Source organism: Enterobacter cloacae complex sp. S3 (assembly GCF_014930495.1).
GTDB lineage: Bacteria > Pseudomonadota > Gammaproteobacteria > Enterobacterales > Enterobacteriaceae > Enterobacter > Enterobacter asburiae_B.
Map to the genome: position 1 here is coordinate 116559 of NZ_JADBRD010000022.1, position 25140 is coordinate 141698.

Genomic DNA, 25140 nt, shown 5'->3' on the forward strand with positions numbered 1-25140 from the left:
AGGGCACCAGAGCGCACCCTTTCCGGGTCGGGTAAGGCGAAGCCGCCACCCGACTTAATTTCAACGTACTACGGCTTGTCCGATGTTCTCATCAGCCTTCCAGATGCGATACTTCACTTCCACGTTTTCAGGCGTATAGACCACGATCGGCAGCTTGCTGTTGTAGCGCAACAGACTGTTGTCGCCCAGATACGCCGTTACAAATTTCTTCTCTTTCTTGCCGTCCGGGCAGGCCATCATGGTGGAGACCGGAGAGGTCACTTTGTCAAAGACGTAATAGTCGTAACCCCAGCCTTCCAGGGTTTTGCTTTCCAGCTGACCGCCCAGACGGTGCTGGTTGCAGTCCACTTCCAGCGTCTTGCCAATTAACAGTTCCACTTTGAAGTTCGCTTCATCCTGCTGAACCGGCAGCTGAATCACCTGACGCTTCATCCCTTTGTCCGCCTGCGGGTACGGAGCCACTTTTTCCAGCGGCTGCTGTTTTGGGGTTTCGCTGGCGAAAGCGCTGCTGCTGACGCACGCGGCGGCGATGAGGGCGATGGCAAATTTAGGTGCGTTTTTCATTGTCATTCCTTTATGTCAAAACGATCCTGCGCAGGTTAACATAACAACGATGAATGATTGGTGTTATTTACTTACATTTTCACTATAGGTAGCGTTATGTGCTTTTAATTTGCCTGTTTAGTGGTTTTTTGTGCTGGTGTGGAGTCGGGTGCCAGTTCGTGTTATTTTAGACCCTATATATTGTTATTCATCTGTAAAAGGGAAGAGAGATGGTTCGTGCAAAACTGAAAACGCCTGAAGGCCGCAAGTTCCTCCTGGCGCTGCTGGTCGTATTTATGATTGCCGCCGCGTGCGTGGGGCGGGCAACCATTGTTGGCGTTATCGAACAGTACAATATTCCCCTCTCAGCCTGGACAACCAGCATGTATGTCCTGCAGTCGGCGATGATCTTCGTCTACAGCCTGGTGTTCACCGTTCTGCTGGCCATCCCGCTGGGCATTTTCTTCCTGGGCGGACGTGAGAAGCATTAGGCGTCGACCTGCGATAACTAAGCCATCCTGCCGGATGGCTTTTTTTATGGTCTCATCCCACTCTCCTCAGGTTTTTTTAATCCGCGATATCCTATCCTGTAAGCATTCAGGCAACTGTTTTTAAAGCAGGAGCAGTAGATGCGTTCCAGATTTCCAGTGCTCAGCCAGATCCCCAAAGGCGTCTGGGTTGTGGGAGGCGTCAGTATGTTGATGGATATCTCGTCAGAGAGTATTCACAGCCTGCTGCCACTTTTTATGATGACCACCCTCGGTACGAGCGTGCTGTTTATCGGCCTGATTGAAGGGCTGGCGGAGGCCACTGCGCTTTTTATTAAGGTCTTTTCGGGGGCGATAAGCGACTACCTGGGTCAACGTAAGGGGCTGGCCCTGCTAGGGTATGGCCTGGGGGCGCTAAGCAAACCTCTTTTCGCATTAGCCTCCTCTTCCGGGATGGTTTTAGGCGCACGTCTGATAGATCGTACGGGGAAGGGGATACGGGGCGCACCGCGGGATGCACTGGTTGCAGACGTCACGCCGCCGGAAATGCGTGGTGCGGCATATGGTCTGCGTCAGTCAATGGATACCACAGGCGCATTTCTTGGCCCATTACTGGCCGTAAGCTTAATGCTATTGCTGGACAACGACTTTCGCACTGTTTTCTGGATAGCCCTTATCCCCGGTCTGCTTTCAGTTGCCTTGCTCTATTTTGGCCTTCAGGAGCCGAAAACTCCCCTCGAACATAAACGTACTAATCCCATTAAACGAGAGAATTTAAGGCGGCTGGGTAAAGCGTGCTGGTGGGTGATTGGCCTTGGTGCAGTGTTCACGCTTGCCCGGTTTAGCGAGGCTTTTCTCGTCCTTCGTGCGCAGCAGTCGGGCGTTCCTCTGGCCCTTATTCCGCTGGTGATGGTGGTCATGAACGTACTCTATTCCCTTTCCGCATACCCTTTTGGCAAACTTTCTGATGGCATGAGCCACACCCGGCTTCTGCAGTGGGGGCTAATGGTGCTGATTGGTGCAGATGTTGTTCTGGCGCTGAGCAGCCACTGGATGGGGGTCATTTTAGGCGTCGCGCTTTGGGGAATACATATGGGTATGACCCAGGGACTACTGGCGGCAATGATCGCTAAAACCGCACCGCCCGATCTGCGCGGTACGGCTTTCGGTATTTTTAGTCTGGTCAGCGGCGTAGGATTGTTAATCGCCAGCGTGGGAGCCGGCGCGATATGGGAAACGTTTGGCGCGGAATATACGTTTTATGCCGGAGCGGTGATTTGTCTGACTACGCTTGTGTATCTGCGCAAAACGCCGGACGAGGCGAAATAAAAAAACCAGCCATCAGGCTGGTTTTCAATATGTTTTTGGTCGGCACGAGAGGATTTGAACCTCCGACCCCCGACACCCCATGACGGTGCGCTACCAGGCTGCGCTACGTGCCGACGCATAAAAAGAATACTACTCGATTCCGTTTTGAATGCAAGGGAATCTGTCGCTAACTGGTTTATTATTAATCAGTTAGCGATGAAGCGCTTCTCATCCGTCAGGACCTGCAGCAGCAGGCTCAGCTGCGGTTTCTGGTCTTTCAACCGTTCGCCCTGCAGATTATACGTCTGATAATTCCCGTTGCTGTTCAGCACCAGCGTCAGCTTCGGCGTGGTCACCACCAGCGTATTATTCCCCGCCGCCGTCACCCAGCTGTGGCGGCGCGCGGCGCTGAAGAGATCCTGCCCCTGCGAATACTCGTTTGCTGGCGTGCTGACGTGCAGCAGGCGTTGCATCAGGGTGGTCATCACATCTTTATGCTCGGTGAGCATATTGATGCGCTGCGCCGGGGTGCCTGGCCAGTGGATCACCAGCGGAACCTGCAGATTCGGGCGAGACCAGCTCATACTCTTCGTCTCGTCACCTAGCGGGATGCCATGGCCCGCGGTCACGATCACCACGGTATTGTCCAGCTTGCCCGACTCGCGAAGCGCGTCAAGCACGCGGCCTATCTGCGCATCAACATCGCCAGCCGCGCGGCCGTAGCGGCGCGCAAAATCACTTTTATTGCTGTTGGCAAGCGTTGTGCCGTTAAAGGCAACCCATGAGAACCAGCGGTTATCTTCCTGGGCGTAGCGCTGCAGCCAGTTTATCCACTGGCCGGCGGTCTGCGCGTCGGACTGATTTTGCGCCGTCGGCAGTGAGAAATCGGACAGCAGCGCCTGGCGGTAGAGCGGGCTGTTAAAGCCATCGGAGGAGAACAACCCTAGCTGATAGCCTTGCTGATTCAGCCCGGTGATCAGCGCCGCAGGCGTGCGGGTAGACAGTACGCCGTCCATGTAGCCGGCTGAAATGCCATAGAAGAGGCCAAAGATGCCCGCATCGGTTGTGTTACCGGAGCTCATATGCTGAGTAAACGAGACGTTCTGACTCGCGAAAGCGGCCAGCGCAGGCATCTGCTTCTCGAAACGGGAATAGTTCAGGCCATCGACGGTGATCAGCAGGACGTTTTGCCCGCGCCCCATATCGCGGTAGTTCAGGTCGCTCAGAGGATACTGAACGCTGACGGCTTCCGGGTTGCCCTGCTCGATAAGACGGCGCTGGTACTCCTGTGCATCAAGCAGACCGTGTTTCTCGAGGAAGCGACGGGCCGTCATCGGGTACGAGAGCGGCAGGTTCGCGCGCTGCATGGTAATAGGGCGATAGAAGTTCGCATCCGCCCAGATATACATGATGTGCGAACTGATAAAGGAGACGAAAAAGAGCGCGGCGACGGGCTTCGCATAATGGCGTCGCCGGGTCAGACTGCGGAGCTTTTGCCAGCTCCAGGTGGCGAACAGCATCTCAATCAGCAGGATCACCGGGACGCTGATAAACATCAGCTGCCAGTCACGGGCCGTTTCGTTCTGGTCGGGGTTAATCACCAGTTCCCAGACGATGGGGTTGAGGTGCAGGTGGAAGCGGGTGAACACTTCACTGTCGATAAGCAGCAGCGTCATCCCCACCGTCGCAAGGATGGCGGACAAGAACCGCATCAGACGCTGCGACATGACGATAAACGTCAGGGGGAACAGGATCAGCAGATAGGTGGCGAAAACCAAAAAGCTAAAGTGACCGACAACGCTTATCCAGGAGTAGATACGCCCGGTTAGCGTTGTTGGCCAGTCTGCGACAAACAGATAACGACAGCCAATGACCGTCGCCAGCAGAATGTTGAACAGGGCAAACCAGTGCCCCCAGCTGACCATCTGGGAGACTTTTTCACGGTAGCGCTGACGATTCGTCACCATAAACTGTTGTTCGTATCCCTTAATGGGCCGGGTCGTTGCTGACGGACGACTGTAAAGCCTGGGCAAACGATTTTGCGATCGCCTGACGCTGAGCCGGAGCAACGCTGGTGTTAATCAGGTTGGTGACCATATTTCCCAAAACCATCAGGGAGAGATCGGTCGGCGTTTTATGTTTTTCCAGTACGTTGACCAGCTCACTGAGCAGTTGTTCAACGTGTTCATCACTGTAGCGGGAATGTTGTGGCATAAATCAAAATCAGTTTGTTGATGAAAGGGCAACATATTACCGTAGCAACAGCTTTTTTTCCCCTTTTTTATCTGTTGTTGCACACATGTCCTGGTGGTGGTTGAATACCGCCCGGTCTAAAAGGAGAGTTTATCATGAGTCTGGAAATCAACCAGATTGCCTTGCACCAGCTTATCAAGCGTGATGAGCAAACCCTTGAAGTGGTGCTGCGCGATTCGTTACTGGAACCCACGGCGACCGTGGTGGAGATGATGGCAGAGCTGCATCGCGTCTACAGTGCCAAAAATAAAGCCTATGGCCTGTTCAGCGAAGAGAGTGAACTGGCCGATAGCCTGCGCCTGCAGCGTCAGGGCGAAGAGGATTTCCTGGCGTTTAGCCGCGCCGCAACAGGGCGTCTGCGCGACGAGCTGGCGAAATATCCGTTCGCCGACGGCGGGATCGTGCTGTTCTGCCACTATCGCTACCTGGCGGTCGAGTATCTGCTGGTTACCGTGCTGAATAACTTAAGCAGCATGCGCGTGAACGAGCAGCTGGATATCAGCTCAACGCATTATCTGGATATCAACCATGCGGATATCGTGGCGCGTATTGATTTGACCGAATGGGAAACCAACCCGGAGTCGACCCGCTACCTGACATTCTTGAAGGGGCGCGTGGGCCGCAAAGTGGCGGATTTCTTTATGGATTTCCTCGGTGCCAGCGAAGGTCTTAACGCCAAAGCGCAGAACAAAGGGCTGCTGCAGGCGGTTGACGACTTCACGGCTGAAGCGCAGCTCGATAAATCTGAGCGCCAGACCGTGCGCCAGCAGGTTTACAGCTACTGCAACGAACAGCTGCAGGCAGGGGAGGAGATCGAGCTGGAGTCCCTGTCAAAAGAGCTGGCGGGCGTCAGCGAAGTCAGCTTCCAGGAATTCACCGCGGAAAAAGGCTATGAGCTTGAAGAGAGCTTCCCGGCGGATCGCAGTACGCTGCGTCAGTTAACCAAGTTTGCCGGCAGCGGCGGTGGGTTAACCATCAACTTTGACGCGATGTTGCTGGGTGAACGCATCTTCTGGGATCCGGCCACCGATACGCTGACCATTAAAGGTACGCCGCCGAACCTGCGCGATCAGCTTCAGCGCCGCACCTCGGGCGGGAAATAACAGCCATAAAAAAACCCCGCAGAAGCGGGGTTTTTTTCGACGTGTTTGCGATTACGCGCGAACGAAGTCGATGTGAGACAGTTTTGGCTTGAACGGGTGACGCTGAACAGCCTGAACTTTCACTTTTTCTTCTTTACCGCCAACAACGATGGTCAGAACTTCGCTGTAGAATTCAGCTTTGGTCTGCAGGTTCCACAGTTTGTCGTGATCCAGTTCGATTGCAACTGGAGCAGCTTCGCCACCGTAAACGATAGCCGGGAACTTGTTAGCGTTACGCAGGCGGCGGCTCGCACCCTTACCCTGCACGTTACGTACTTCTGCTTCGATAGTGAACATTGATTTCTCTCTGTATTTAAAACCCTGCTACAGGCGACCCAGCAGCAGGTGAGTGTTCTGCCTCACGGATGTGAAGCGGGCGGCATTTTATACTCAAATGCCCCTCACATCAATGAAAAGTCCCGCTAACCGCGCAATTCGTTGGCGCGACGGAAGCGACCTTCATAGTCAAAGAGCTTCTCGCGCACCTGCCAGAACTGGCCTTTCTTACGGGCGACGACAAAATCCGGATGGCGCAATAACACCTGCTGGCGCACGATATCGGCCACGGTAATCCAGCGCAGGGGCACGCCCGGTGTGCGGGTATGCGGGCGGATAAACAGCTGCTCGAAGGCCATTCGCTGGGCAGGCGTCTGAACCCGGAAACGCTCGCTGACGTCCGCCCCGTCTTCGTCGTAATAGGTGATTTTCAGCCACTCGCCTTTTTCATCGGCGCCGGGCTGCAGCGCCATGCCGGAACAGCGCAGCACCAGGGCATCTTTCAGCTTTAGCGCCGCTTTCAGCATGTCGTCCGGGTCAACCAGCACCGTGTCGCATTCCCGGCAGCGGCGGGCGGCAATGTCGTTTTCGGCGTTGCACTGCGGGCAGTTTTTGAACCGGAAGCGGAAATCGCACTGCTCGCGATGCCCGTCATCATCTTCAAACCAGCCCTGACAGCGGCGGCCAAAGTGTTCGATCAGCGTACCGTCGGCGGTGGTTTTCCCCCAGAAGGTGTTGGCAAACCCGCAGGCAGGGCAAAAGACCTGTACGGGCACGTTGTCGCTTTTCCCTTTTGGCGCGCCGACTTCAGGTGTATAGAGATCGTGCGGGTTACCGGCATAATCCAGAATCAGGCAGTCGGTTTTCCCCGGGGCCAGGCGCAGGCCGCGGCCAACAATTTGTTGATACAGACTGACCGATTCGGTCGGGCGCAAAATGGCGATCAGGTCGACGTGCGGGGCGTCAAAGCCGGTGGTCAATACCGACACGTTTACCAGATAGCGGAACCGCTGGGCTTTAAAGGCGTCAATCAGGCCGTCGCGCTCCGGGCCGGGGGTCTCGCCGGTGATTAACGCCGCGTCGCCGGCGGGCAGTAACCCGGTGATCTCTCGCGCGTGCTCAACCGTAGCGGCAAAGATCATTACCCCTTTGCGCGTCGCGGCGAACTCCTCAATCTGGCTGATGATATGCGGCGTAATACGCTTCTGCTTTTTCAGCTCCTGGTTGAGATCCGCTTCGCTGAATAAGCCGTTGCTCTGCGCCTGCAAACGGCTGAAATCGTACTGCACCACCGGCATATCCAGCCGTTCAGGCGGCGTCAGGTAGCCGTGTTTAATCATGTAGCGCAGCGGAAGTTCGTAGATGCAGTCGCTAAACAGGGCCTTCTCATCGCCGCGCACCATGCCGTGATAATGGTAGCGATAGATCCAGCCTTTCCCCAGGCGAAACGGGGTCGCCGTCAGGCCCAGCAGGCGCAGGTGAGGGTTCACCGCTTTCAGGTGAGCCAGGATTTGCTGATACTGGCTGTCGTCGTCATCGCTGATGCGGTGACACTCGTCAACAATCAGCAGCGAAAATTCGCTGCGAAATAGCTCCAGATTGCGCGCCACCGACTGCACGCTGCCGAAGACCACTTTGCCGTGGCTCTCTTTGCGCTTTAGCCCGGCGGCGAAAATATCGGCTTCCAGCCCAAGCGCACAATACTTGGCATGGTTTTGCGCGACGAGCTCTTTGACGTGCGCCAGCACCAGCACGCGACCACGGGCCAGACGCGCCAGTTCGGCGATGACCAGGCTTTTGCCTGCGCCGGTCGGGAGCACAATCGCCGCCGGCTCGCGATGTTTACGGAACCAGGCGAGGGTGGCGTCAACGGCTTCCTGCTGATAGGGACGAAGTGTAAAAGTCATAGGGTCTCGGTTTCGTTATTCCGCACATATACCCGTCATACTTCAAGTTGCCTGTGCGTTGGCTGCACTCGTTCACCCCGGTCACTTACTTATGTAAGCTCCCGGGGATTCACTCCTTTGCCGCCTTCATGCAACCCGAATTATTTAGGGTATAGATAGTATGCCACGAAACTTTTTCCCTTGAGTGGCGCAACCAGACCATTATACTGAACCGTTCCAGACTGCTTCTTTTTTCGGACCTGTTGTCCGACTTCCAGCACCATTAAGGCTAAAAAGATTTCATGCGACTTGATAAGTTTATCGCTCAGCAACTCGGCGTAAGCCGCGCTATTGCCGGGCGCGAAATTCGCGCCAGCCGCGTTACCGTGGATGGCGATATTGTGAGAGACAGCGCGTTCAAACTGCAACCTGACCATCAGGTGGAGTATGACGGCAATCCGCTGACCCAGCAGCACGGTCCGCGCTACTTCATGCTCAATAAGCCGGAAGGCTACGTCTGCTCAACGGACGATCCCGATCACCCGACGGTGCTCTATTTCCTCGACGAACCGGTGGCGCACAAGCTGCACGCCGCAGGCCGCCTCGACATCGACACCACGGGTCTGGTACTGATGACCGACGACGGACAGTGGTCGCATCGCATTACTTCCCCGCGTCACCACTGCGAGAAAACCTATCTGGTCACGCTGGAGTCGCCGGTGTCGGATGACACGGCAGAGCAATTCACGAAAGGCGTTCAGCTGCATAATGAAAAAGATCTGACCAAACCCGCCGTGCTTGAGGTGATTACGCCGACGGAAGTCCGTCTGACCATCAGCGAAGGGCGTTACCATCAGGTGAAACGTATGTTTGCCGCGGTGGGGAACCACGTTGTTGGCCTGCATCGTGAGCGGATTGGTGCGATCGAACTCGATCCCGACCTGGCGCCAGGCGAATATCGCCCGTTAACGGAAGAAGAGATCGCCAGCGTCGGTCTGCCTTCGCACTAATTTCAGGAGAGCTCTGTGACCACCAGGCCACACTCGTCGTTCAAAATCGTCTTCATTCTTGGCCTGCTGGCCATGCTGATGCCGCTGTCTATTGATATGTACCTGCCCGCGCTGCCGGTCATTTCCGCGCAGTTTGGCGTTCCGGCGGGCAGCGCGCAGATGACGCTCAGCACCTATATTCTCGGCTTTGCCCTCGGCCAGCTGTTTTATGGCCCGATGGCGGACAGCCTTGGACGCAAGCCCGTTATTCTGGGCGGGACGCTGGTCTTTGCAGCCGCAGCGGTTGCCTGTGCGCTGGCGCAGACCATCGATCATCTGATTATCATGCGCTTCTTCCACGGTCTGGCGGCGGCAGCGGCAAGCGTGGTGATTAACGCTCTGATGCGCGATATTTACCCGAAAGAAGAGTTCTCCCGCATGATGTCGTTCGTGATGCTGGTGACGACGATTGCGCCGCTGGTGGCCCCGATGGCCGGTGGTGCGGTGCTGGTGTGGTTTAGCTGGCATGTGATTTTCTGGATCCTGGCCCTGGCCGCGCTGCTGGCCTCGGCGATGATCTTCTTCTTTATTGATGAAACGCTTCCCGTCGAGCGCCGCCAGAAATTCCACATCCGAACCACAATAGGCAACTTTGCCTCGCTGTTTCGCCACAAGCGCGTGCTCAGCTATATGCTGGCAAGCGGGTTCAGCTTCGCCGGGATGTTCTCCTTCCTGAGCGCCGGGCCGTTTGTCTACATTGAACTGAATCACGTTTCACCGCAGCACTTCGGCTACTATTTCGCGCTTAACATCGTCTTCCTGTTCATCATGACCATCATCAACAGCCGTTTTGTCCGGCGGGTGGGGGCGCTGAACATGTTCCGCGCCGGGCTGTGGATCCAGTTTGTGATGGCTATCTGGCTGGTGGTGAGCGCGTTTCTGGGCGTGGGCTTCTGGGCGCTGGTGGTCGGGGTGGCGGCCTTTGTCGGCTGCGTGTCGATGGTGTCATCTAATGCGATGGCGGTGATCCTGGATGAGTTTCCGCATATGGCGGGTACCGCCTCTTCCCTGGCGGGGACGTTCCGCTTCGGTATTGGCGCTATCGTTGGGGCGTTGCTTTCAATGGCCACCTTTACGACAGCATGGCCCATGCTGTGGGCGATGGCTTTTTGCGCAACCAGCTCGATACTCTTCTATCTTTACGCCAGTCGACCGCGAAAAGCGGCCCACTAAAATACAGAGAAGGCCCGACAGGGCCTTTTTTGTTGATGCATATCAACCAAACCCCCGTTCGTTTATTCCGTGTTTGTTTATTTTATGTAAAATCTATTTGTGTAAAAAGTCACATCATTGTATTCAAAAAGGTTGAGTTAGATCGCAGAAACGGGTACATATAGCGCCGACGCGAGCCTGGATATCGATAAAAAAGCGCTGAATAGTGCAGGCTGGCGATGATGTGTTACTATAAATGTAAATAAATTGTGAAGTAAATTTTGCTTCCGGGGAACGAACGTGAATACATTACAACTCTCCATTGTCCATCGCTTGCCCCAGAGCTATCGCTGGTCGGCGGGTTTTGCAGGTTCGAAAGTTGAACCGATTCCGCAAAGCGTCGCGGGCTGTGAAAACTGCCTGGTGGCACTCAAGCTGCTGAGCCCGAGCGACGAAAATGCATGGCGGGTGATGGAGCGTCTCAGTCAGGCCCTGACGGATATCGAAGTGGACAGCTCCGTGCTGGAGTGTGAAGGTGAGCCGTGCCTGTTCGTGAAGAGCCAGGACGAGTTTGCCGCCACCTGCCGTCTGAAGAATTTTGGCGTTGCCATCGCGGAGCCTTTCTCCGGCCAGTACCCGTTCTGACCGCTAGTCTGCCGACAACAGCTGGCGCGTGTAGCGCTGCGTTGGCGCGCTAAATACGCGCTGGCACTCTCCCTGCTCGACCACTTCTCCCTGTCGCAACACAATCACCTGATGGCATAGCGCCCGCACCACCTGTAGATCGTGGCTGATAAAGATATAGGCCAGCCGGTGCTTTTCCTGAAGCCCTTTCAGCAGCGCCAGGATCTGCGCCTGAACGGTTCTGTCCAGCGACGACGTCGGTTCATCCAGAATAATCAGCTCCGGCTTCAGGATCAGCGCGCGGGCAATGGCGATACGCTGGCGCTGGCCGCCGGAGAATTCAGCCGGATAGCGGTGGCGCGTCCCGGCATCTAAGCCCACTTCGGCCATCACCCGCTTAACTTCCTGCTCGCGCTGCTGAGCGCTCAGGCTGGGCTGATGCACGCGCAGACCCTCTTCGATAATCTGTAACACGCTGAGCCGCGGGTTAAGCGAGGAGTTGGGATCCTGAAACACCACCTGCATGCGGGGCCGCACGGGCAGCATCTGACGGCGGTTCCAGCGGTGCAGCGGCATATCGTCAAAGAGGATCTCGCCCTGGGAGGCAATTAAGCGCAGCAGCGCCAGACCGGTGGTACTTTTGCCGGAACCGGATTCGCCCACCAGCCCCAGAGATTCTCCCGGGCGCAGCGAGAAGCGGATGTTTTTCAGCACCGGATTCTGGTCGACGATGCGCCGCAGAATACCTTTGCGGATCGGGAACGAGACGGACAAATCCTCAACGCGCAGCAGCGGTGTGCTGTCAGCCGCGAGCGGAACCGGGTCGCCGGAGGGTTCGCTGTCGAGCAAACGCTGCGTATAGGGGTGCTGCGGCGCGCTCAGCAGCGTGGACGCGCTATTCTGTTCAACGCATCGTCCGTTTTGCATCACCGCGACGCTGTCGGCCAGCTTTCTCACAATGCTCAGGTTGTGCGTGATAAACAGCAGGCTCATGTTCAGCTCGTCACGCAGTTCCCGCAGCAGCGTCAGTATTTGCGCCTGTACCGTCACGTCCAGCGCCGTTGTGGGCTCGTCGGCAATCAACAGCTCGGGTCGCGTGAGCAGGGCCATAGCGATCATCACGCGCTGTCGTTCGCCGCCGGAGAGCTGGTGCGGAAAATCATTCAGCCGTTTGGCCGCATTGCGTATGCCCGTTCGTTCCAGACAATCCAGAATTTCTCCCCGCGCGGCCTCTTTGCGCATCCCCCGGTGCAGGGAGAGCACTTCATAGAGCTGTTTCTCGAGGCTGTGCAGCGGGTTGAGGGAAACCATCGGCTCCTGGAAGATCATCGCGATTTTGTTGCCGCGAATACCGCGCAGGGTATGTTCGTCGGCATGCAGCAGCGAGCTGCCGTGAAACAGAATATCCCCTTGCGGGTAGCTCACCGGTGGGGACGGCAACAGGCGCAGGATGGAGAGTGCCGAAACGCTCTTGCCTGAACCCGACTCGCCCACCAGGGCCAGCGTTTCCCCGGTCTGGATCTGCAGCGACAGGTCGGTGACCACGGTGCGCGTCTCGTCCTGCTTAGAAAAAGCAATCGACAGGTTATCAATACTGAGAAGAGGCTGGGTCATTTTATACCGCCTTGTTCGGATCGAAGGCATCGCGCACGGCTTCGCCAATAAAAATCAGCAGCGACAGCAGCACGGCCACGGAAAGAAAGGCGGCGATGCCTAACCACGGCGCCTGCAGGTTGTTCTTACCCTGCAGCAGCAGTTCGCCGAGCGACGGGGAACCCAGCGGTAGCCCGAAACCAAGAAAATCCAGCGAGGTGAGGGTGGTGATGGAGCTGCACAGAATAAACGGCAGGAAGGTGAGCGTTGCCACGACCGCGTTGGGCAGCATGTGGCGGAAGATGATCCCCCGGTCGCTCACGCCAAGCGCCTGCGCGGCGCGAATGTAGTCGAAATTGCGGGTGCGCAGGAACTCCGCGCGCACCACGCCCACCAGCGCCATCCAGCCGAACAGGACGGTGATGCCTAACAGCCACCAGAAGCCGGGCTGCACCACGCTGGAAAGCAGGATAATCAGAAACAGCGTTGGCATGCCTGACCAGACTTCAATAACCCGCTGGCCCCACAGGTCGATTTTCCCGCCGTAGTAGCCCTGAACGGCGCCCGCCACGACGCCCATTACGCTTGAGAAGATCGTCAGCATCAGCCCAAAGAGAAGAGAAATTCGCGTGCCATACAGGATGCGCGCCAGCACGTCCCCGCCGTTAGCATCCGTTCCCAGCCAGTTTTGCGCGGAGGGCGGGGAAGGGAAGGGCGTCGTGGTGGCGAAGTTAATGCTGTTTGCGCCAAAGCGTACCGGCGCCCAGAGCGCCCAGCCGTGCTGCTCAATCTGCTGGCGAAGCCACGGATCCTGATACTCCGCCGGTGTCGCAAACGGGCCGCCAAAGTCGCTTTCGCTGTAACTGGCGATAACCGGCACGTACCAGCGGTCGTTAAAATGCACCAGCAACGGCTTGTCGTTGGCGATCAGCTCCGAACACATGCTTAAGGCAAACAGCACGGCAAAAATCCACAGCGACCAGTAGCCGCGGCGGTTGTGGCGAAAGCGGGCCCAGCGGGCCTGGTTGACGGGGCTTAAACGCGGCATCAGCGGCCCTCAAAATCAATTCGGGGATCGACCAGCGTATAGCTGATATCACTGATGATATTCAGCAGCAGGCCAATCAGAGTGAAAATATAAAGTGTGCCAAACATCACCGGATAATCGCGCGAAACGGTAGCCTCATAGCCCAGCAGCCCCAGGCCGTTGAGCGAGAACATCACCTCTATCAGCAGCGAGCCGGTAAAAAACATGCCGATGAACGTGGCCGGAAATCCGGCGATCACCAGCAGCATGGCGTTGCGGAACACGTGTTTCCACATGATCTGCTTCTCGCTTACGCCCTTGGCGCGGGCAGTCACGACGTACTGCTTACGAATTTCATCGAGAAAGGCGTTTTTGGTCAACATGGTCAGGGCCGCAAACCCGCCAATGACCGTGGCCAGCACCGGCAGCGTGATATGCCAGAGATAGTCGGTGATTTTCTGATACCACGGCAGGGAGCTGAAATCGGCGGAGACCAGCCCCCGCAGCGGGAAGAGGTCGAAATAGCTTCCCCCGGCAAAAAAGACAATCAGCAGGACGGCAAACAGAAACGCCGGGATGGCGTAGCCGATGATGATGAACGTGCTGCTCCAGATATCAAACCGGCTGCCGTTATACACCGCTTTGCGGATCCCAAGCGGTATAGAGACCAGATAGATAATCAGCGTTCCCCACAGCCCCAGCGTTATCGAAACCGGCAGGCTTTGCTTGATCAACGTTAACACTGACGCACTGCGAAACAGGCTGTCGCCAAAATCAAAGCGGATGTAATCCCAGAGCATCTTGAAATAGCGCTCGTGAATCGGTTTGTCAAAGCCGTAGCGGTGGGTGATCTCGGCGATCACCTCCGGATCCAGCCCGCGTCCGCCGCGATAATGGCTTTCGCTGATATTCCCTACGCCGGTTCGCGCATGGCTCGCGCCCATCCCTTCACCGCCGCCGCCGGGCATGCCGCCGCCGCCGGGCATGCCGCCGCTGTTGCCAAATTCAATGGCGGCAATCGCCTGATCGACCGGGCCGCCGGGGGCGATTTGCACGATAAAAAAGTTAATCGTGATGATGGCCCACAGGGTGGGGATGACCAGCAGGAGACGACGGAGAAGATAGGCACCCATGATGATTCCTTATCGCCGCTCAGCGGGAAGTCTGGCGGCTTTGTTAACGTCATACCACCAGGTATCAAAGCCCAGGGAGTAGACAGGGCGCACGGCAGGCACGGAGAACTTGTCCCAGCGCGCAAGGCGATCTTCGCCCATATACCACATCGGCAGCATGTAGTAGTTCCAGGTCAGGACCCTGTCGAGGGCGCGCCCGAGCGGCAGGAGCTTTTCTTTATCCCCCTGCGCCGCCACTATTTTCGCAATCAGCGCGTCAATCGCCGGGCTTTTTACACCTGGCGCATTGTATGAGGAGTCAACGTAGCTGGAGGCCCAGGATATTTGCAGGTCGGAGCTGGGCCACGGCTGCGCGGGCCACAGGCGCTGCATCATGTCGTAATCACGGCTGCGCATGCGGCTGGTGATCTGCGCGTTATCGACCTGGCGAATGTTCATTGTCACGCCCAGCCGCTCAAGGTTGTGCTTAAACGGCAGTACCCACTGATCGTTGCCCCCGGACGAGAGCAGCAGCTCAAAGCTGAGAGGCTTACCCGTTTTGGCATCCACACGCTTTTGATTTTTCAGGTGCCAGCCCGCGTCATCCAGCAGTTTGCTGGCTTTCAGCAGGTTGTCGCGGTCGTAACCGTCACCGTTCGACGCGGGCGGCTGAAACACGGTGGTGAACACCTGCGGCGGCAGCTCCGCTTTCAGCGGCGCCAGCAGAGCCAGCTCGTCGGCTTTCGGGTAATCGCGCGCGGCGTATTCGGTGTTCTGAAAATAGCTGTTCGCACGGCTGTAAGCCCCGTAAAACAGCGCTTTGTTCATCCACTCAAAATCAAAGGCCAGGGAAATGGCTTCGCGCACCCGGCGGTCATTAAATACCGGACGCTGAATATTAAACGCCAGCCAGCGGGTGTCCTGGGCAGACTCATTTTTGTGCTCGTCTTTGACGATATAGCCTTTGGCGAAATTTTTGCCGATATAGCGGGTCGCCCAGTTTTTGGCGCTGCTCTCGACGCGTAAATCGAAAGCGCCGGCTTTGAACGCTTCAAACGCCACGTTATCGTCGAGGTAGTAATCATAGCGAAGGGTGTCGAAATTCCAGCGCCCGCGGTTTACCGGCAGGTCTGCCGCCCAGTAGTCTTTCACGCGAGAGTAAACGACATATTGCCCCATGCGCCAGTCGGTGATGCGGTATGGGCCGCCTGCCAGCGGCGGCGTGGAAAGCGGGTCGCTTAGCTTATGATTTTTCCAGAACGATTCAGGCATCACCGGCAGCGAGAACAGGCTAAGCATGTTCTCTTTGTTCGGTTCGCTCAGCTCGATGCGCACGGTGAGCGGCGCAATGGCTCTGACGGAAGCCCCTTTATACACGATGCGGAACTGGGGGACGCCTTCGGTCATGAATTTATGAAAGGTGAACGCGACGTCGCTGGCCTTCACCGGCGTACCGTCGTGAAAACGCGCCCGCGGGTTCAGCGAGATTTCCGCCCAGGCGAAGTTATCGGCGTAACGCACGTTCTCGGCAATCAGCGGATAATAGCTGCCGGGCTCATCATCCGACGTGACGAAGAGCGTATCGTAAAGCGATTCCGTTCGCGCGGCCGCCACGCCGCGCAGGGCGAAGCGGTTGAAGTTGTCGAATGTTCCCGTGGCGGAAAGCGTGACCTTTCTGCCCTTCGGCGCGGCAGGGTTAACGTAATCGAAGTGCGTAAAATTGACCGCATATTTCGGCTCGCCAATCACCGCGAAGGCGATATTTTCTTTGATGGCCTGCGCCTGGCTGGACAGGCTCGTTAGTGCCAACATCAGCAACATGAAGCGCATAAGCATCTCGCGGCGGCTCCCTCTTTTACAGACCGGCTCGGTTAAGCTGAATAATAAGTGACGTCACGGGCAATGTGAAATTAATCACCCTCGGGCGAAATATCAGGCCGCCATTCGCGGAACTGCGCCAGCGGCATCGGGCGGCTAATCCAGTATCCCTGCAGGAAATTAACGCCGTGTTCGCGCAGCCAGGCGGCCTGTTCCGGCGTTTCCACCCCTTCGGCGACGGTCGACATATTCAGTCGTCTTGCCAGCGTCAGGACGGCGTCCAGCACCGGCGACGTCACGGTCTCGGTGCCAATCGCATTAACAAAACCGCGGTCAATCTTGAGGTAGTCCATGGTGAAATGCTCAAGATAAATCAGCGCGCTGTGGCCGGTGCCAAAATCATCAATGGCTATCTCAAACCCTTCGTTGTGCAGCCATTCGAAAAGGCTGTTGGCTTCCCGATGATTGAGCATGTCGCGCTCGGTAATTTCCAGCACGATCTGGAAGTAATCCTGCGGCAGTAGCGCTTTGAAGGTGCGCATATCGTCTTTGAAGCTTTCCGCATGCAGATGCCCCGGCGCAATGTTGATGCCCACCTTTGCTCCCGGAGGTAACAGAGTTTGTAACACGGGGGCATCGTGAATGATAAGGTCGAAGAGATGCAGCGTCAGCGGGACAATCAGCTTCTGCGCTTCGGCAAAGTTGATAAACGCGTCCGGCGGAATTTCCCCCATCGTCGGGTGTTTCCAGCGCATCAGCACTTCAAGCCCGGTCATCTGGAGCGATTTAGCATCGACGACGGGCTGATAAACCACGTAAAACTGACCGCGCTTAATCGCGCTTAAAATCTCTTTACCCGGGTTGAGGCGAATGCTGAGGATATAGTAGTTGAGCGATCCGGCACAAATGCCGCATACCAGCCCGAAGAACAGGGCGTAGAGAATTTCATCGCTGGTCCATGCGTCAGCATACAGGTTGATGGTCAGGGGCACGTCTTTCAGCGTCGCGGTACGGGCCGGCGTTTCATGCAGGTCATGCGCAAGGACCAGCGTGCTGGACCGCGTTGACAGCGCATGGTCGCCAATAATTATGGCAATGCCGGCAAATTCGTCCTGGCGCGCGGTGTAGAGCAGGTAAGGCGTCAGATTGAGGTTCACCGAGGTAAACACGCCGCCGTCCTTCACTAGCGGGTTACGGTACCAGATGGCAATCGCGGGCTTGTTGGGCAACATGGGGGTGCCGGGAAGTAACGCCATATCAATCTGTTTGTCGATGTGCAGCTCGGGGATCAGCTCCTCCATGGGGACATTCATCGGCCCCGTGGCAGAAGAGCAGAACGCCATTTTGTCTCTGACCAGCAGGAATGCGCGAACGTTAACGCTAAAGGCAGCGCGCGAGGTAAGTTCCTGATTGACGTCGTGGCAGTTGTTTAACGTGAGCGGCTGGAGCACATCGATAGAATTTTTTAACTCATCGAAGTAGTTCTCCATATAGATGCTCACATCGTGGATCAGGGTGTCGAATTTGACTTCCCGCTTGTGGTAGCTCCAGAAAAATTGCAACGAACCCAGGAGCAGGGCGGCGATCAGGCCTGTGATGATGCTGAGGATCAGTATTTTGCGATTGCTGGAGAAATAGCGGGTGAACATAGACGTCGTGATTCCTGAAATGCCGCTGGATGTATTCAGTGTAACGGGCAAAAAAAAACACTGCCGAAGCAGTGCTTTTTTTCATCATATCGTCAGCCAAGGGATAACCAACGATACAATAGTCATATTAACTGCGGGTCAGTACGCGGCGTGCTTCGTTGTAGCGCTTCTTCCAGTACGGTTCATTCATGCTGGAAATGGTCACACCGCTGCTGGTGGAGGCATGTACAAACTGGTCATTACCAATGTAGATGCCAACATGTCGACCTGTAGAACCGGCACGGAACAGGACTAAATCACCGGTGCGCAGTTTGGTACGTGAAATCGACTTGCCCATCTCCTGCTGTTCATAGGTTGAACGCGGAAGATCTAACCCAAATTGCTCACGGAACGTACGCTGTACAAAACCGGAACAATCAATACCTGTTTTTGTGCTGCCACCAAGGCGATAGCGCACGCCTTTCCAGTCAGCATACTGGTCCATAATGCGGGACTTCACGTCCAGATTACGTACCATATTTTCAAATTCATCCTGAGAGGCTTGCAGTGACGAGGAATCTTCCATTCCCACAACACGCGTCTCAGGATGCATATTCTTTGCGGTGTTCGATGTACTACATGCAGACAACAGTACCGCGACTGCTATCGCCGGGATCCCCCGTAAGATATATCTCAGAAACGGTTGAGATTTGACCATTTTGTTTATTATCCCTTGAAGTCCTTAACGACAAATATCGTTATAAAAATGCCAAACGTGACGAGACTAATTATCTGTTCACATTGAGACAATTCTTTCTGGTCACATTTGTGGCACAGCGCACAAAATTATTCGCCAGTGAAATAATTATCTCTATGGGGCAAAACGAGTTCGAGATTAACCGATTGCCTGGGGTATTGCGAGAAAAAAAAGCCTTTTTTTTATAAGAAAATGTGATACAGAAAGTAAAAACATAGAATTGCTCAAAATAGCGACGGATCCGCTGCGCCAGTATGCAATTGCTTCATTTTTATCATGAATATGATGACGAGAATATGACAGTGGGGAAAGATCGCGGCGAGAATGCTATCAGGGATCATGTCGATCCCTGATAGCTCACGTTAATTTAGGTTAGTTATTTGTTTAATTGTTGTTGCGCTCTTCTGGGAAGATAGCGATCGAACAGCGCTATTATCCTGTCGCTCAGTGGGGTCATCAAACACCACGGCAGCGCAATCAGCGCCACGGAGAGCGAACCGACGGCAATATCGGTAAACCAGTGAGCGCCAATCATTACGCGCGGGAAGGCAAAAACCACAAAAATAATCAGGGCTATGGCAAAGGCTTTTCTGCCGAAATAGCGAAGCATAATTGCGGAAAAAATAAGCAGCATCATGCCGTGATCGCCGGGGAAACTGTCCTTCGACGCATCTTTTGTTGGAATATGCAGCAGTTCGCTGACGCGATAAATATCAGTGAAGAATAGCGTTGGGCTCGAACGCTTAACCGGAATAATCGCAGTTGCCAGCTGGTTAATGACAACGGCAAACAGCAGCATCACCAGACCGATAATGAGAATACGCCGACGCCCGGCTTTATCCTCTTTCAGCCAGAAAGAGAGCATCAGGCAGCCCATGGCCAGCAGCGAGAAGCCGTCGAAGGCGCGGTTGTTGGTAATTGCCACCAGCCACAGGAACGCGTTGCTCTTCACCAGCTCCTGGTTGAAGAAGTGAAAAATGGCAGAATCCAGCGGGAACCAGAAACCATGATCCGCCGGGATATACCAGGAGAAGAAAAGCGCCAGACCGGCGACATTAAGCAGTAATATCAGGGGAAATCGAGTTGTCATAACGTTCTGCATAGAGTGAAAACTGGGGCAACGTTAGCCGCCCGAACTTAAACGAATCCTCAACAGGCTGGACTGGAGGGCATTCCAGTCGGCGTTAACCGCACTAATTAACTCTATTCGGCTGTCAGGCGGCGCCACATTCTGCGTTTCAATAAAGAAATCGTCACCCTGACGGTTGATCCGCACCAGCCCGTCTGGCGTGCGCATGATCCCTTTCACGCGATCGACGGGAGCAAGTCGGGCCCACTCCAGGATCCCGATGGTGTCGAAAACGGTTTCAGCATCAAATATCCATCCGCAGGCCTGATATCCCTGGCCGCTGTTCAGGTTACGACGCCAGCGCTGATGTTCCGGCAGGCTGAGAGCGGCTAAACCCTGCTTAACCGGATGACTGTGCGAATGATCCGCGCTGGCAGGCAACTCGGTGAGGTTCAGACGAGGAAGGTCAAGCAGGGCGCTATCAATATTCCCCTGGGTGGTCTGCACCCGCGTGCGGTTGCCGCCGACATGTTGCCACCACGCGTCCAGCGCGGCCTGGCTTTCAGCCGTGGCGCGATCTGCTTTATTCGCGACAATAACGTCAGCCGAGGCGAGCTGATCGCGGAAATTCTCATTGGCCACCGCCTTGTCATTCAGAAGCTGACGCGGATCGAGCAGGCACAGGGTGGCGCGCAGGTCGATCCACGGCTCGTAAACCGGGGCGGTCAGTAAATCGAGGATCTGCTTCGGATGGCCCAGCCCGGTGGGCTCAATCAGCAGGCGGTCGGGTTTGCCCTGACGCAGCAGCGTATTGAGCCCGACCTGCATCGGCAGGCCATTGACGCAGCACATGCACCCGCCGGGGATCTCTTTAATCATCGCGCCGCTGGATGACAGTAACGCGCCGTCAATGCCTACCTCGCCAAATTCATTGACCAGCACGGCCCATTTCTCGGCAGGATCTTTATTCGCCAGCAGGTGGAGAATTGAGGTGGTTTTACCGCTGCCGAGAAAACCGGTGATGAGGTTGGTTTTGGTCACGTGCGCTCCAGATGAGGATTGTGATGCTATAACACTAATCTCTCTATCCTGGCGAAAAACGTGACCGGTGAGAAGGGGGAGGGCGAACGGAGGCTTCATCCGTTCGCGTTAAGCGCAATAATCGTTAAATATTTAACGTTTCGATAACAGCCTGACGCGCGCCGTGGCGGGTGATGCGCTGGTATGCCTGGCTGATAGCCTCCACAAACGCGCTGTTTTGCGCGAGATCGTGACCAAAGACCTCGCTCAGCCCCAGCAGGGCGTTTACGCGGTCGGCGTCGCTGCTGGCATTGACCATGGTGCGAATTTTATCGCTGAGGGGATCGCGAACATCAATCGCGTTGCCACGGTCGTCGGTACCGCTGACGTAGCGTATCCAGCCGGCCACGCCCAGAGCCAGCAGCGACCACGGTGTTTTTCGCTCGAGATGAACGCGGGTCCCGTCCAGCATTCTTTGTGGAAGCTTCTGGCTACCGTCCATCGCGATTTGCCAGGTCCGATGCTGAAGTGCCGGGTTGGCAAAGCGCTCGAGCAGGCTATCGGCGTAGGCGGTGAGGTCGACATCCTTAATGCGTAATGTGGGCGCCTGCTCGTCCAGCATCAGCCGACGGGCGGCTTCACGGAATGCAGCGTCCTCCATGCATTCATTAATATGGGCGTAGCCCGCGAGGTACCCCAGATACGCCAGGAAAGAGTGGCTGCCGTTGAGCATGCGCAATTTCATCTGCTCCCACGGCAGAACATCCTGCACCATCTGAACGCCCGCGACTTCCCACTCCGGACGGCCGGCAACAAAATTATCTTCCACCACCCACTGAATAAACGGTTCACAGCTGATGGCGCACGGATCTTCAACGCCGAGCGCGTCGGTGATTTCCGCCAGCGAGGCGTCCGTCGCGGCGGGAACAATTCTGTCGACCATCGTCCCCGGGAAGCTCACGTGGCTGTCAATCCATTCAGACAGCGCTGCGGAACGCTTTTGCGCCATGCCCAGCACCGCGTTTTTCACCACGTGCCCGTTATCAGGGATATTGTCGCAGGAGAGCACGGTAAACGCAGGCAAGCCGCGCTCGTGGCGGCGGTGAAGCGCTTCGACCAGGATCCCGGGTGCGGAATGTGGCTCTGAGGGGTTTTCAAGGTCATGGATTATTCGGGCGTTGTGCAGATCGAGTTTCCCGGTCGCGGGATCTATGCAATAGCCTTTCTCCGTGATGGTGAGCGACACAATTGCGACCTGAGGCTCGCAAAATTTCTCAATAATGGCGGGCAGAGAGTCCAGCTTTGCGTTAAGGCATTCATGGACGGCACCGACGATAATCGCCTCATTGCCTTCCGCCCCTTTCTCCAGCACGGTGAACAGGTGATCCTGCGCGCGCAGCTGGCTCATCAGCACGTCGCCGCTGAAAAGGCTAATCTCACAAATACCCCAGTCGCCGCCTTTTTCATTAAGCACCCGGTTTGTTAACAATGCCTGGTGCGCACGGTGAAACGCGCCAAAGCCAAAATGGACGATGCGGGAGCGCAGTTGCTGACGATCGTAGCGCGGCTGCTGAACCTGGGCAGGAAGGGCGGTGGAGGCAATTGTCTTCATGAGATACACACCTGATTAACCATTAATTAACAATGCCAGTGTAAAGTTATATGACAGCAAATAAAATTGGTGAGCCGTAAATATCCCCGTTCTGTGAGTTTGATCAATCAATGTGTGGCGGTATGTTGACCCTTAGCGGTAAACATGTATGGTAGTCGTCATTGCAGTAACGCATATTGGTATAACAACTTAAGAGGGTGAGGCAATGGAACAAACCTGGCGTTGGTACGGGCCGAACGATCCGGTTTCTCTTGATGATGTGCGCCAGGCAGGCGCAACGGGTGTCGTCACGGCGCTGCATCATATTCCAAACGGTCAGGTATGGCCGGTAGAGGAAATTCAACAGCGTCAGGCGCTGCTGGCGGAGAAGGGGTTAACCTGGTCTGTAGTAGAGAGCATCCCGGTTCACGAAGACATCAAAACCCATTCCGGGGACTACCAGACCTGGATTGCTAACTATCAGCAGAGCATTCGCAACCTGGCGGCCTGCGGCATTGATACGGTTTGCTATAACTTCATGCCTATCCTCGACTGGACGCGTACCGACCTTGAATATCAGATGCCGGACGGCTCGAAAGCCCTGCGTTTCGACCAAATCGCCTTTGCGGCGTTTGAGCTGCACATTCTGAAACGCTCCGGCGCCGAAGCGGATTACACCGCGGAAGAGCAGCAGCAGGCGCTCGCGTGGTTTAACGCCGCCAGTGACGCAGACATCGAAAAGCTGACCCGTAATATTATTGCGGGCCTGCCGGGGGCGGAAGAGGGGTATACGCTGGATCAGTTCCGCGCGCGCCTGGCGGAATACGGCGATATTGATAAGCAGCAGCTGCGTGAAAACATGGCGTACTTCCTGCGCGCTATCGTGCCGGTTGCTGAAGAGGCAGGCGTACGCCTCGCGGTACACCCGGACGATCCACCGCGTCCTATCCTCGGCCTGCCGCGCATTGTTTCCACTATTGAAGATATGCAGTGGCTGAAAGAGACGGTAAACAGCATCTATAACGGCTTTACTATGTGTACCGGCTCCTACGGCGTGCGTGCGGATAACGACCTGGTGCGGATGATTGAAACCTTTGGCGATCGCATTCACTTTACGCACTTGCGTGCGACCTGCCGTGAGGATAATCCAAAAACCTTCCACGAGGCGGCGCACCTGGGCGGCGATGTGAACATGGTAGCGGTGGTAGACGCCATTCTGGCGGAAGAGGCGCGTCGCAAGCAGGCGGGCGATGTGCGTCCTATCCCGTTCCGTCCGGATCACGGCCACCAGATGCTGGACGATCTGCGTAAGAAAACCAACCCGGGCTATTCGGCGATTGGCCGTCTTAAAGGGATGGCGGAAGTGCGCGGCGTTGAGCTGGCGCTGAAGATGACGAAGTATCCGGAGCTTCTGTAAGCGCTGTTGCCCGGTGGCGCTACGCTTACCGGGCCTATAAAAAACCGGCCTGAGAGCCGGTTTTTGTGTTTTTGTCGGTCGGTTAAGGCAAAGCCGCCACCCGACAAACGCCACAATCAGTCGGCGCGACCCATATAGCGTTTTTCTTCGATATGGATGCGGATCTTCTCGCCAGCGGAGAGGTATTCCGGCACCTGCACAACCAGGCCGGTGGTCAGGGTAGCCGGTTTGTTGCGCGCGCTTGCGGATGCGCCTTTGATGCCGGGTGCGGTTTCCACGATTTCCAGATCGACGGTCTGAGGCAGCTCCAGCGCCAGCAGCACGCCGTCCCAGGTCAGGACCTGCATATCAGGCATGCCGCCTTCAGGAATGAACAGCAGCTCTTCTTCAATCTGATCTTTGGTGAAGATGTACGGGGTGTAATCTTCTTTGTCCATGAACACGTATTCGTTGCCGTCGATGTAGGAGAAATCAACGTAGCGACGGGTCAGGGTCACGGTATCGACGATATCGTCACCTTTAAAGCGCTCTTCCACCTTCAGGCCGGTACGCACATCGGCGAAACGCATTTTGTACAGCGTTGCTGCACCACGGGCGCTGGGTGCCTGAATGTCGATATCTTTCACAATCAGCAGTTTGCCGTTGTAATTCAGCACCATACCTTTCTTAATTTCGTTCGCTCTTGGCATTGCAGTAATCCTGTTTACGGGAGGTAAAAAATATCGCGCCAAATTACTCGCGCGCGGCCTTTCAGGCAAGAGGAATTCGTGGCTTTTGCTATCAATACGCAAAAGGTGTTACTGTGCGCGCGATGCCCGACTGCGCGGGCGATCGTCAGCGAAAGAGAGCATTTATGGATTGCCGTCCCGATTGTGGCGCGTGCTGTACTGCACCGTCCATTTCAAGCCCCATTCCAGGAATGCCGGAGGGCAAGCCTGCCAATACCCGCTGCGTTCAGCTCTCGGAAACGAATCTGTGCATGATCTTTGGCTCGCCGATGCGCCCGAAAGTCTGCTCCGGGCTTCAGCCCACGGCAGAAATGTGTGGCAGCACGCGAGGGCAGGCGATGACGTACCTTCTTGAGCTGGAAGCGCTCACCGCGCCCTAAACGTCTTTAATCCTCGCCAGACAGCCGATCGTCAGCGAGCACATCACCAGCGCAATCCAGAACACCGTGTGATAGTTCCAGATTTCTGCAACGACACCGGCCATTGAGCCCGCGATAATCCAGCCCACGCGGGTGGTATTAGTATAAAGGGTGGTGGCAGAGCCTGCCTGGCCCGGCATCAGATCCTGGAAATAGAGCATGCCTATCCCGGCGAGAATGCCTATATAAATGGCGTTCAGCAACTGTAAAGCCAGCAACTGTTAACACCAAGCTGTAATG

The 25140-nt window shown here is 55.9% G+C and carries 23 protein-coding genes, 1 tRNA gene and 1 pseudogene; 8 read left to right on the plus strand and 17 right to left on the minus strand.

Going from position 1 to position 25140, the window contains the following annotated elements:
* Nucleotides 1–60: 60 nt before the first annotated feature.
* Nucleotides 61–564, minus strand: coding sequence for a serine protease inhibitor ecotin (gene eco, locus IM317_RS14590; RefSeq protein ID WP_033146052.1), 504 nt, complete (start codon nt 562–564; stop codon nt 61–63).
* A 209-nt stretch (nt 565–773) separates the two neighbouring features.
* Here eco and IM317_RS14595 point away from each other — a divergent pair, with 209 nt between their 5' ends.
* Together IM317_RS14595 and IM317_RS14600 are read left to right on the plus strand one after the other, a co-directional pair.
* A complete protein-coding gene (locus tag IM317_RS14595) occupies nt 774–1034 on the plus strand; it encodes a DUF2534 family protein (RefSeq protein ID WP_008500962.1) in 261 nt (86 codons plus the stop codon).
* A 138-nt stretch (nt 1035–1172) separates the two neighbouring features.
* On the plus strand, nt 1173–2360 hold the full coding sequence (locus IM317_RS14600) for an MFS transporter (protein WP_033146051.1): 1188 nt from the start codon (nt 1173–1175) through the stop codon (nt 2358–2360).
* A 36-nt stretch (nt 2361–2396) separates the two neighbouring features.
* Here IM317_RS14600 and IM317_RS14605 read toward each other — a convergent pair.
* The 3 genes from IM317_RS14605 to IM317_RS14615 all read right to left on the minus strand — a co-directional run bounded on the left by IM317_RS14605 (nt 2397) and on the right by IM317_RS14615 (nt 4553).
* A tRNA-Pro gene (locus tag IM317_RS14605) sits at nt 2397–2473 on the minus strand.
* Nucleotides 2474–2545: 72 nt separating this feature from the next.
* On the minus strand, nt 2546–4306 hold the full coding sequence (gene yejM, locus IM317_RS14610; protein WP_033146050.1) for an LPS biosynthesis-modulating metalloenzyme YejM: 1761 nt from the start codon (nt 4304–4306) through the stop codon (nt 2546–2548).
* A gap of 19 nt (nt 4307–4325) precedes the next feature.
* Complete coding sequence (locus IM317_RS14615; protein WP_008500958.1) at nt 4326–4553, minus strand: YejL family protein; 228 nt, start codon at nt 4551–4553, stop codon at nt 4326–4328.
* Between the two features lie 134 nt (nt 4554–4687).
* On the opposite strand from IM317_RS14615, the gene yejK reads away from it, so the two are divergent.
* The gene (yejK, locus tag IM317_RS14620) at nt 4688–5695 is read left to right on the plus strand and encodes a nucleoid-associated protein YejK (protein ID WP_008500957.1); all 1008 of its coding nucleotides are present in this window, start codon (nt 4688–4690) and stop codon (nt 5693–5695) included.
* A gap of 51 nt (nt 5696–5746) precedes the next feature.
* Here the strand turns inward: yejK and rplY are convergent, their stop codons facing one another.
* Together rplY and IM317_RS14630 are read right to left on the minus strand one after the other, a co-directional pair.
* Complete coding sequence (rplY, locus tag IM317_RS14625; protein WP_029740955.1) at nt 5747–6031, minus strand: 50S ribosomal protein L25; 285 nt, start codon at nt 6029–6031, stop codon at nt 5747–5749.
* Between the two features lie 125 nt (nt 6032–6156).
* Nucleotides 6157–7917 (minus strand): DEAD/DEAH box helicase, encoded by a 1761-nt coding sequence (locus IM317_RS14630; RefSeq protein WP_033146049.1) that lies wholly within the window; start codon nt 7915–7917, stop codon nt 6157–6159.
* A gap of 281 nt (nt 7918–8198) precedes the next feature.
* On the opposite strand from IM317_RS14630, the gene rsuA reads away from it, so the two are divergent.
* The 3 genes from rsuA to IM317_RS14645 all read left to right on the plus strand — a co-directional run bounded on the left by rsuA (nt 8199) and on the right by IM317_RS14645 (nt 10742).
* A complete protein-coding gene (rsuA, locus tag IM317_RS14635; RefSeq protein WP_023312495.1) occupies nt 8199–8906 on the plus strand; it encodes a 16S rRNA pseudouridine(516) synthase RsuA in 708 nt (235 codons plus the stop codon).
* 15 nt (nt 8907–8921) lie between these two features.
* Nucleotides 8922–10118, plus strand: a complete 1197-nt coding sequence (locus IM317_RS14640) for a Bcr/CflA family multidrug efflux MFS transporter (protein ID WP_008500953.1) — start codon at nt 8922–8924, stop codon at nt 10116–10118.
* Nucleotides 10119–10397: 279 nt separating this feature from the next.
* Nucleotides 10398–10742: a YejG family protein gene (locus IM317_RS14645; protein WP_028013883.1), complete on the plus strand. Its 345-nt coding sequence runs from the start codon at nt 10398–10400 to the stop codon at nt 10740–10742.
* Between the two features lie 3 nt (nt 10743–10745).
* On the opposite strand, the gene yejF is transcribed toward IM317_RS14645, so the two are convergent.
* From yejF to IM317_RS14690, 9 genes are all read right to left on the minus strand, one after another.
* A complete protein-coding gene (gene yejF, locus IM317_RS14650) occupies nt 10746–12335 on the minus strand; it encodes a microcin C ABC transporter ATP-binding protein YejF (RefSeq protein ID WP_033146048.1) in 1590 nt (529 codons plus the stop codon).
* A gap of 1 nt (nt 12336) precedes the next feature.
* Nucleotides 12337–13362: an ABC transporter permease gene (locus IM317_RS14655; RefSeq protein WP_033146047.1), complete on the minus strand. Its 1026-nt coding sequence runs from the start codon at nt 13360–13362 to the stop codon at nt 12337–12339.
* Entirely contained in the window at nt 13362–14474 is a 1113-nt protein-coding gene (locus tag IM317_RS14660; protein WP_033146046.1) for a microcin C ABC transporter permease YejB, read from the minus strand. The genes IM317_RS14655 and IM317_RS14660 overlap by 1 nt, the downstream gene beginning before the upstream one ends.
* A gap of 9 nt (nt 14475–14483) precedes the next feature.
* The gene (locus IM317_RS14665; protein WP_033146045.1) at nt 14484–16289 is read right to left on the minus strand and encodes an extracellular solute-binding protein; all 1806 of its coding nucleotides are present in this window, start codon (nt 16287–16289) and stop codon (nt 14484–14486) included.
* Nucleotides 16290–16363: 74 nt separating this feature from the next.
* A complete protein-coding gene (locus IM317_RS14670; protein ID WP_033146044.1) occupies nt 16364–17920 on the minus strand; it encodes a cyclic di-GMP phosphodiesterase in 1557 nt (518 codons plus the stop codon).
* A gap of 127 nt (nt 17921–18047) precedes the next feature.
* Nucleotides 18048–18617 (minus strand): bifunctional murein DD-endopeptidase/murein LD-carboxypeptidase, encoded by a 570-nt coding sequence (gene mepS / locus IM317_RS14675; protein WP_008500946.1) that lies wholly within the window; start codon nt 18615–18617, stop codon nt 18048–18050.
* A 415-nt stretch (nt 18618–19032) separates the two neighbouring features.
* On the minus strand, nt 19033–19746 hold the full coding sequence (locus tag IM317_RS14680) for a phosphatase PAP2 family protein (protein WP_172421374.1): 714 nt from the start codon (nt 19744–19746) through the stop codon (nt 19033–19035).
* Nucleotides 19747–19779: 33 nt separating this feature from the next.
* Nucleotides 19780–20766: a GTP-binding protein gene (locus IM317_RS14685; protein ID WP_033146042.1), complete on the minus strand. Its 987-nt coding sequence runs from the start codon at nt 20764–20766 to the stop codon at nt 19780–19782.
* Nucleotides 20767–20890: 124 nt separating this feature from the next.
* Entirely contained in the window at nt 20891–22357 is a 1467-nt protein-coding gene (locus IM317_RS14690) for a mannitol dehydrogenase family protein (RefSeq protein WP_033146041.1), read from the minus strand.
* A gap of 205 nt (nt 22358–22562) precedes the next feature.
* Between IM317_RS14690 and uxuA the strand changes: the two genes are divergently transcribed.
* A complete protein-coding gene (gene uxuA, locus IM317_RS14695; protein ID WP_033146040.1) occupies nt 22563–23753 on the plus strand; it encodes a mannonate dehydratase in 1191 nt (396 codons plus the stop codon).
* Between the two features lie 116 nt (nt 23754–23869).
* Here the strand turns inward: uxuA and yeiP are convergent, their stop codons facing one another.
* On the minus strand, nt 23870–24442 hold the full coding sequence (yeiP, locus tag IM317_RS14700; protein WP_008500940.1) for an elongation factor P-like protein YeiP: 573 nt from the start codon (nt 24440–24442) through the stop codon (nt 23870–23872).
* A 164-nt stretch (nt 24443–24606) separates the two neighbouring features.
* Between yeiP and IM317_RS14705 the strand changes: the two genes are divergently transcribed.
* On the plus strand, nt 24607–24861 hold the full coding sequence (locus IM317_RS14705; RefSeq protein ID WP_033146563.1) for a YkgJ family cysteine cluster protein: 255 nt from the start codon (nt 24607–24609) through the stop codon (nt 24859–24861).
* Here the strand turns inward: IM317_RS14705 and IM317_RS14710 are convergent.
* Nucleotides 24858–25118 (minus strand): annotated as a pseudogene (locus IM317_RS14710) (MFS transporter); the annotation flags it as partial. The gene IM317_RS14705 and the pseudogene IM317_RS14710 overlap by 4 nt on opposite strands.
* Between the last annotated feature and the right edge of the window lie 22 nt (nt 25119–25140).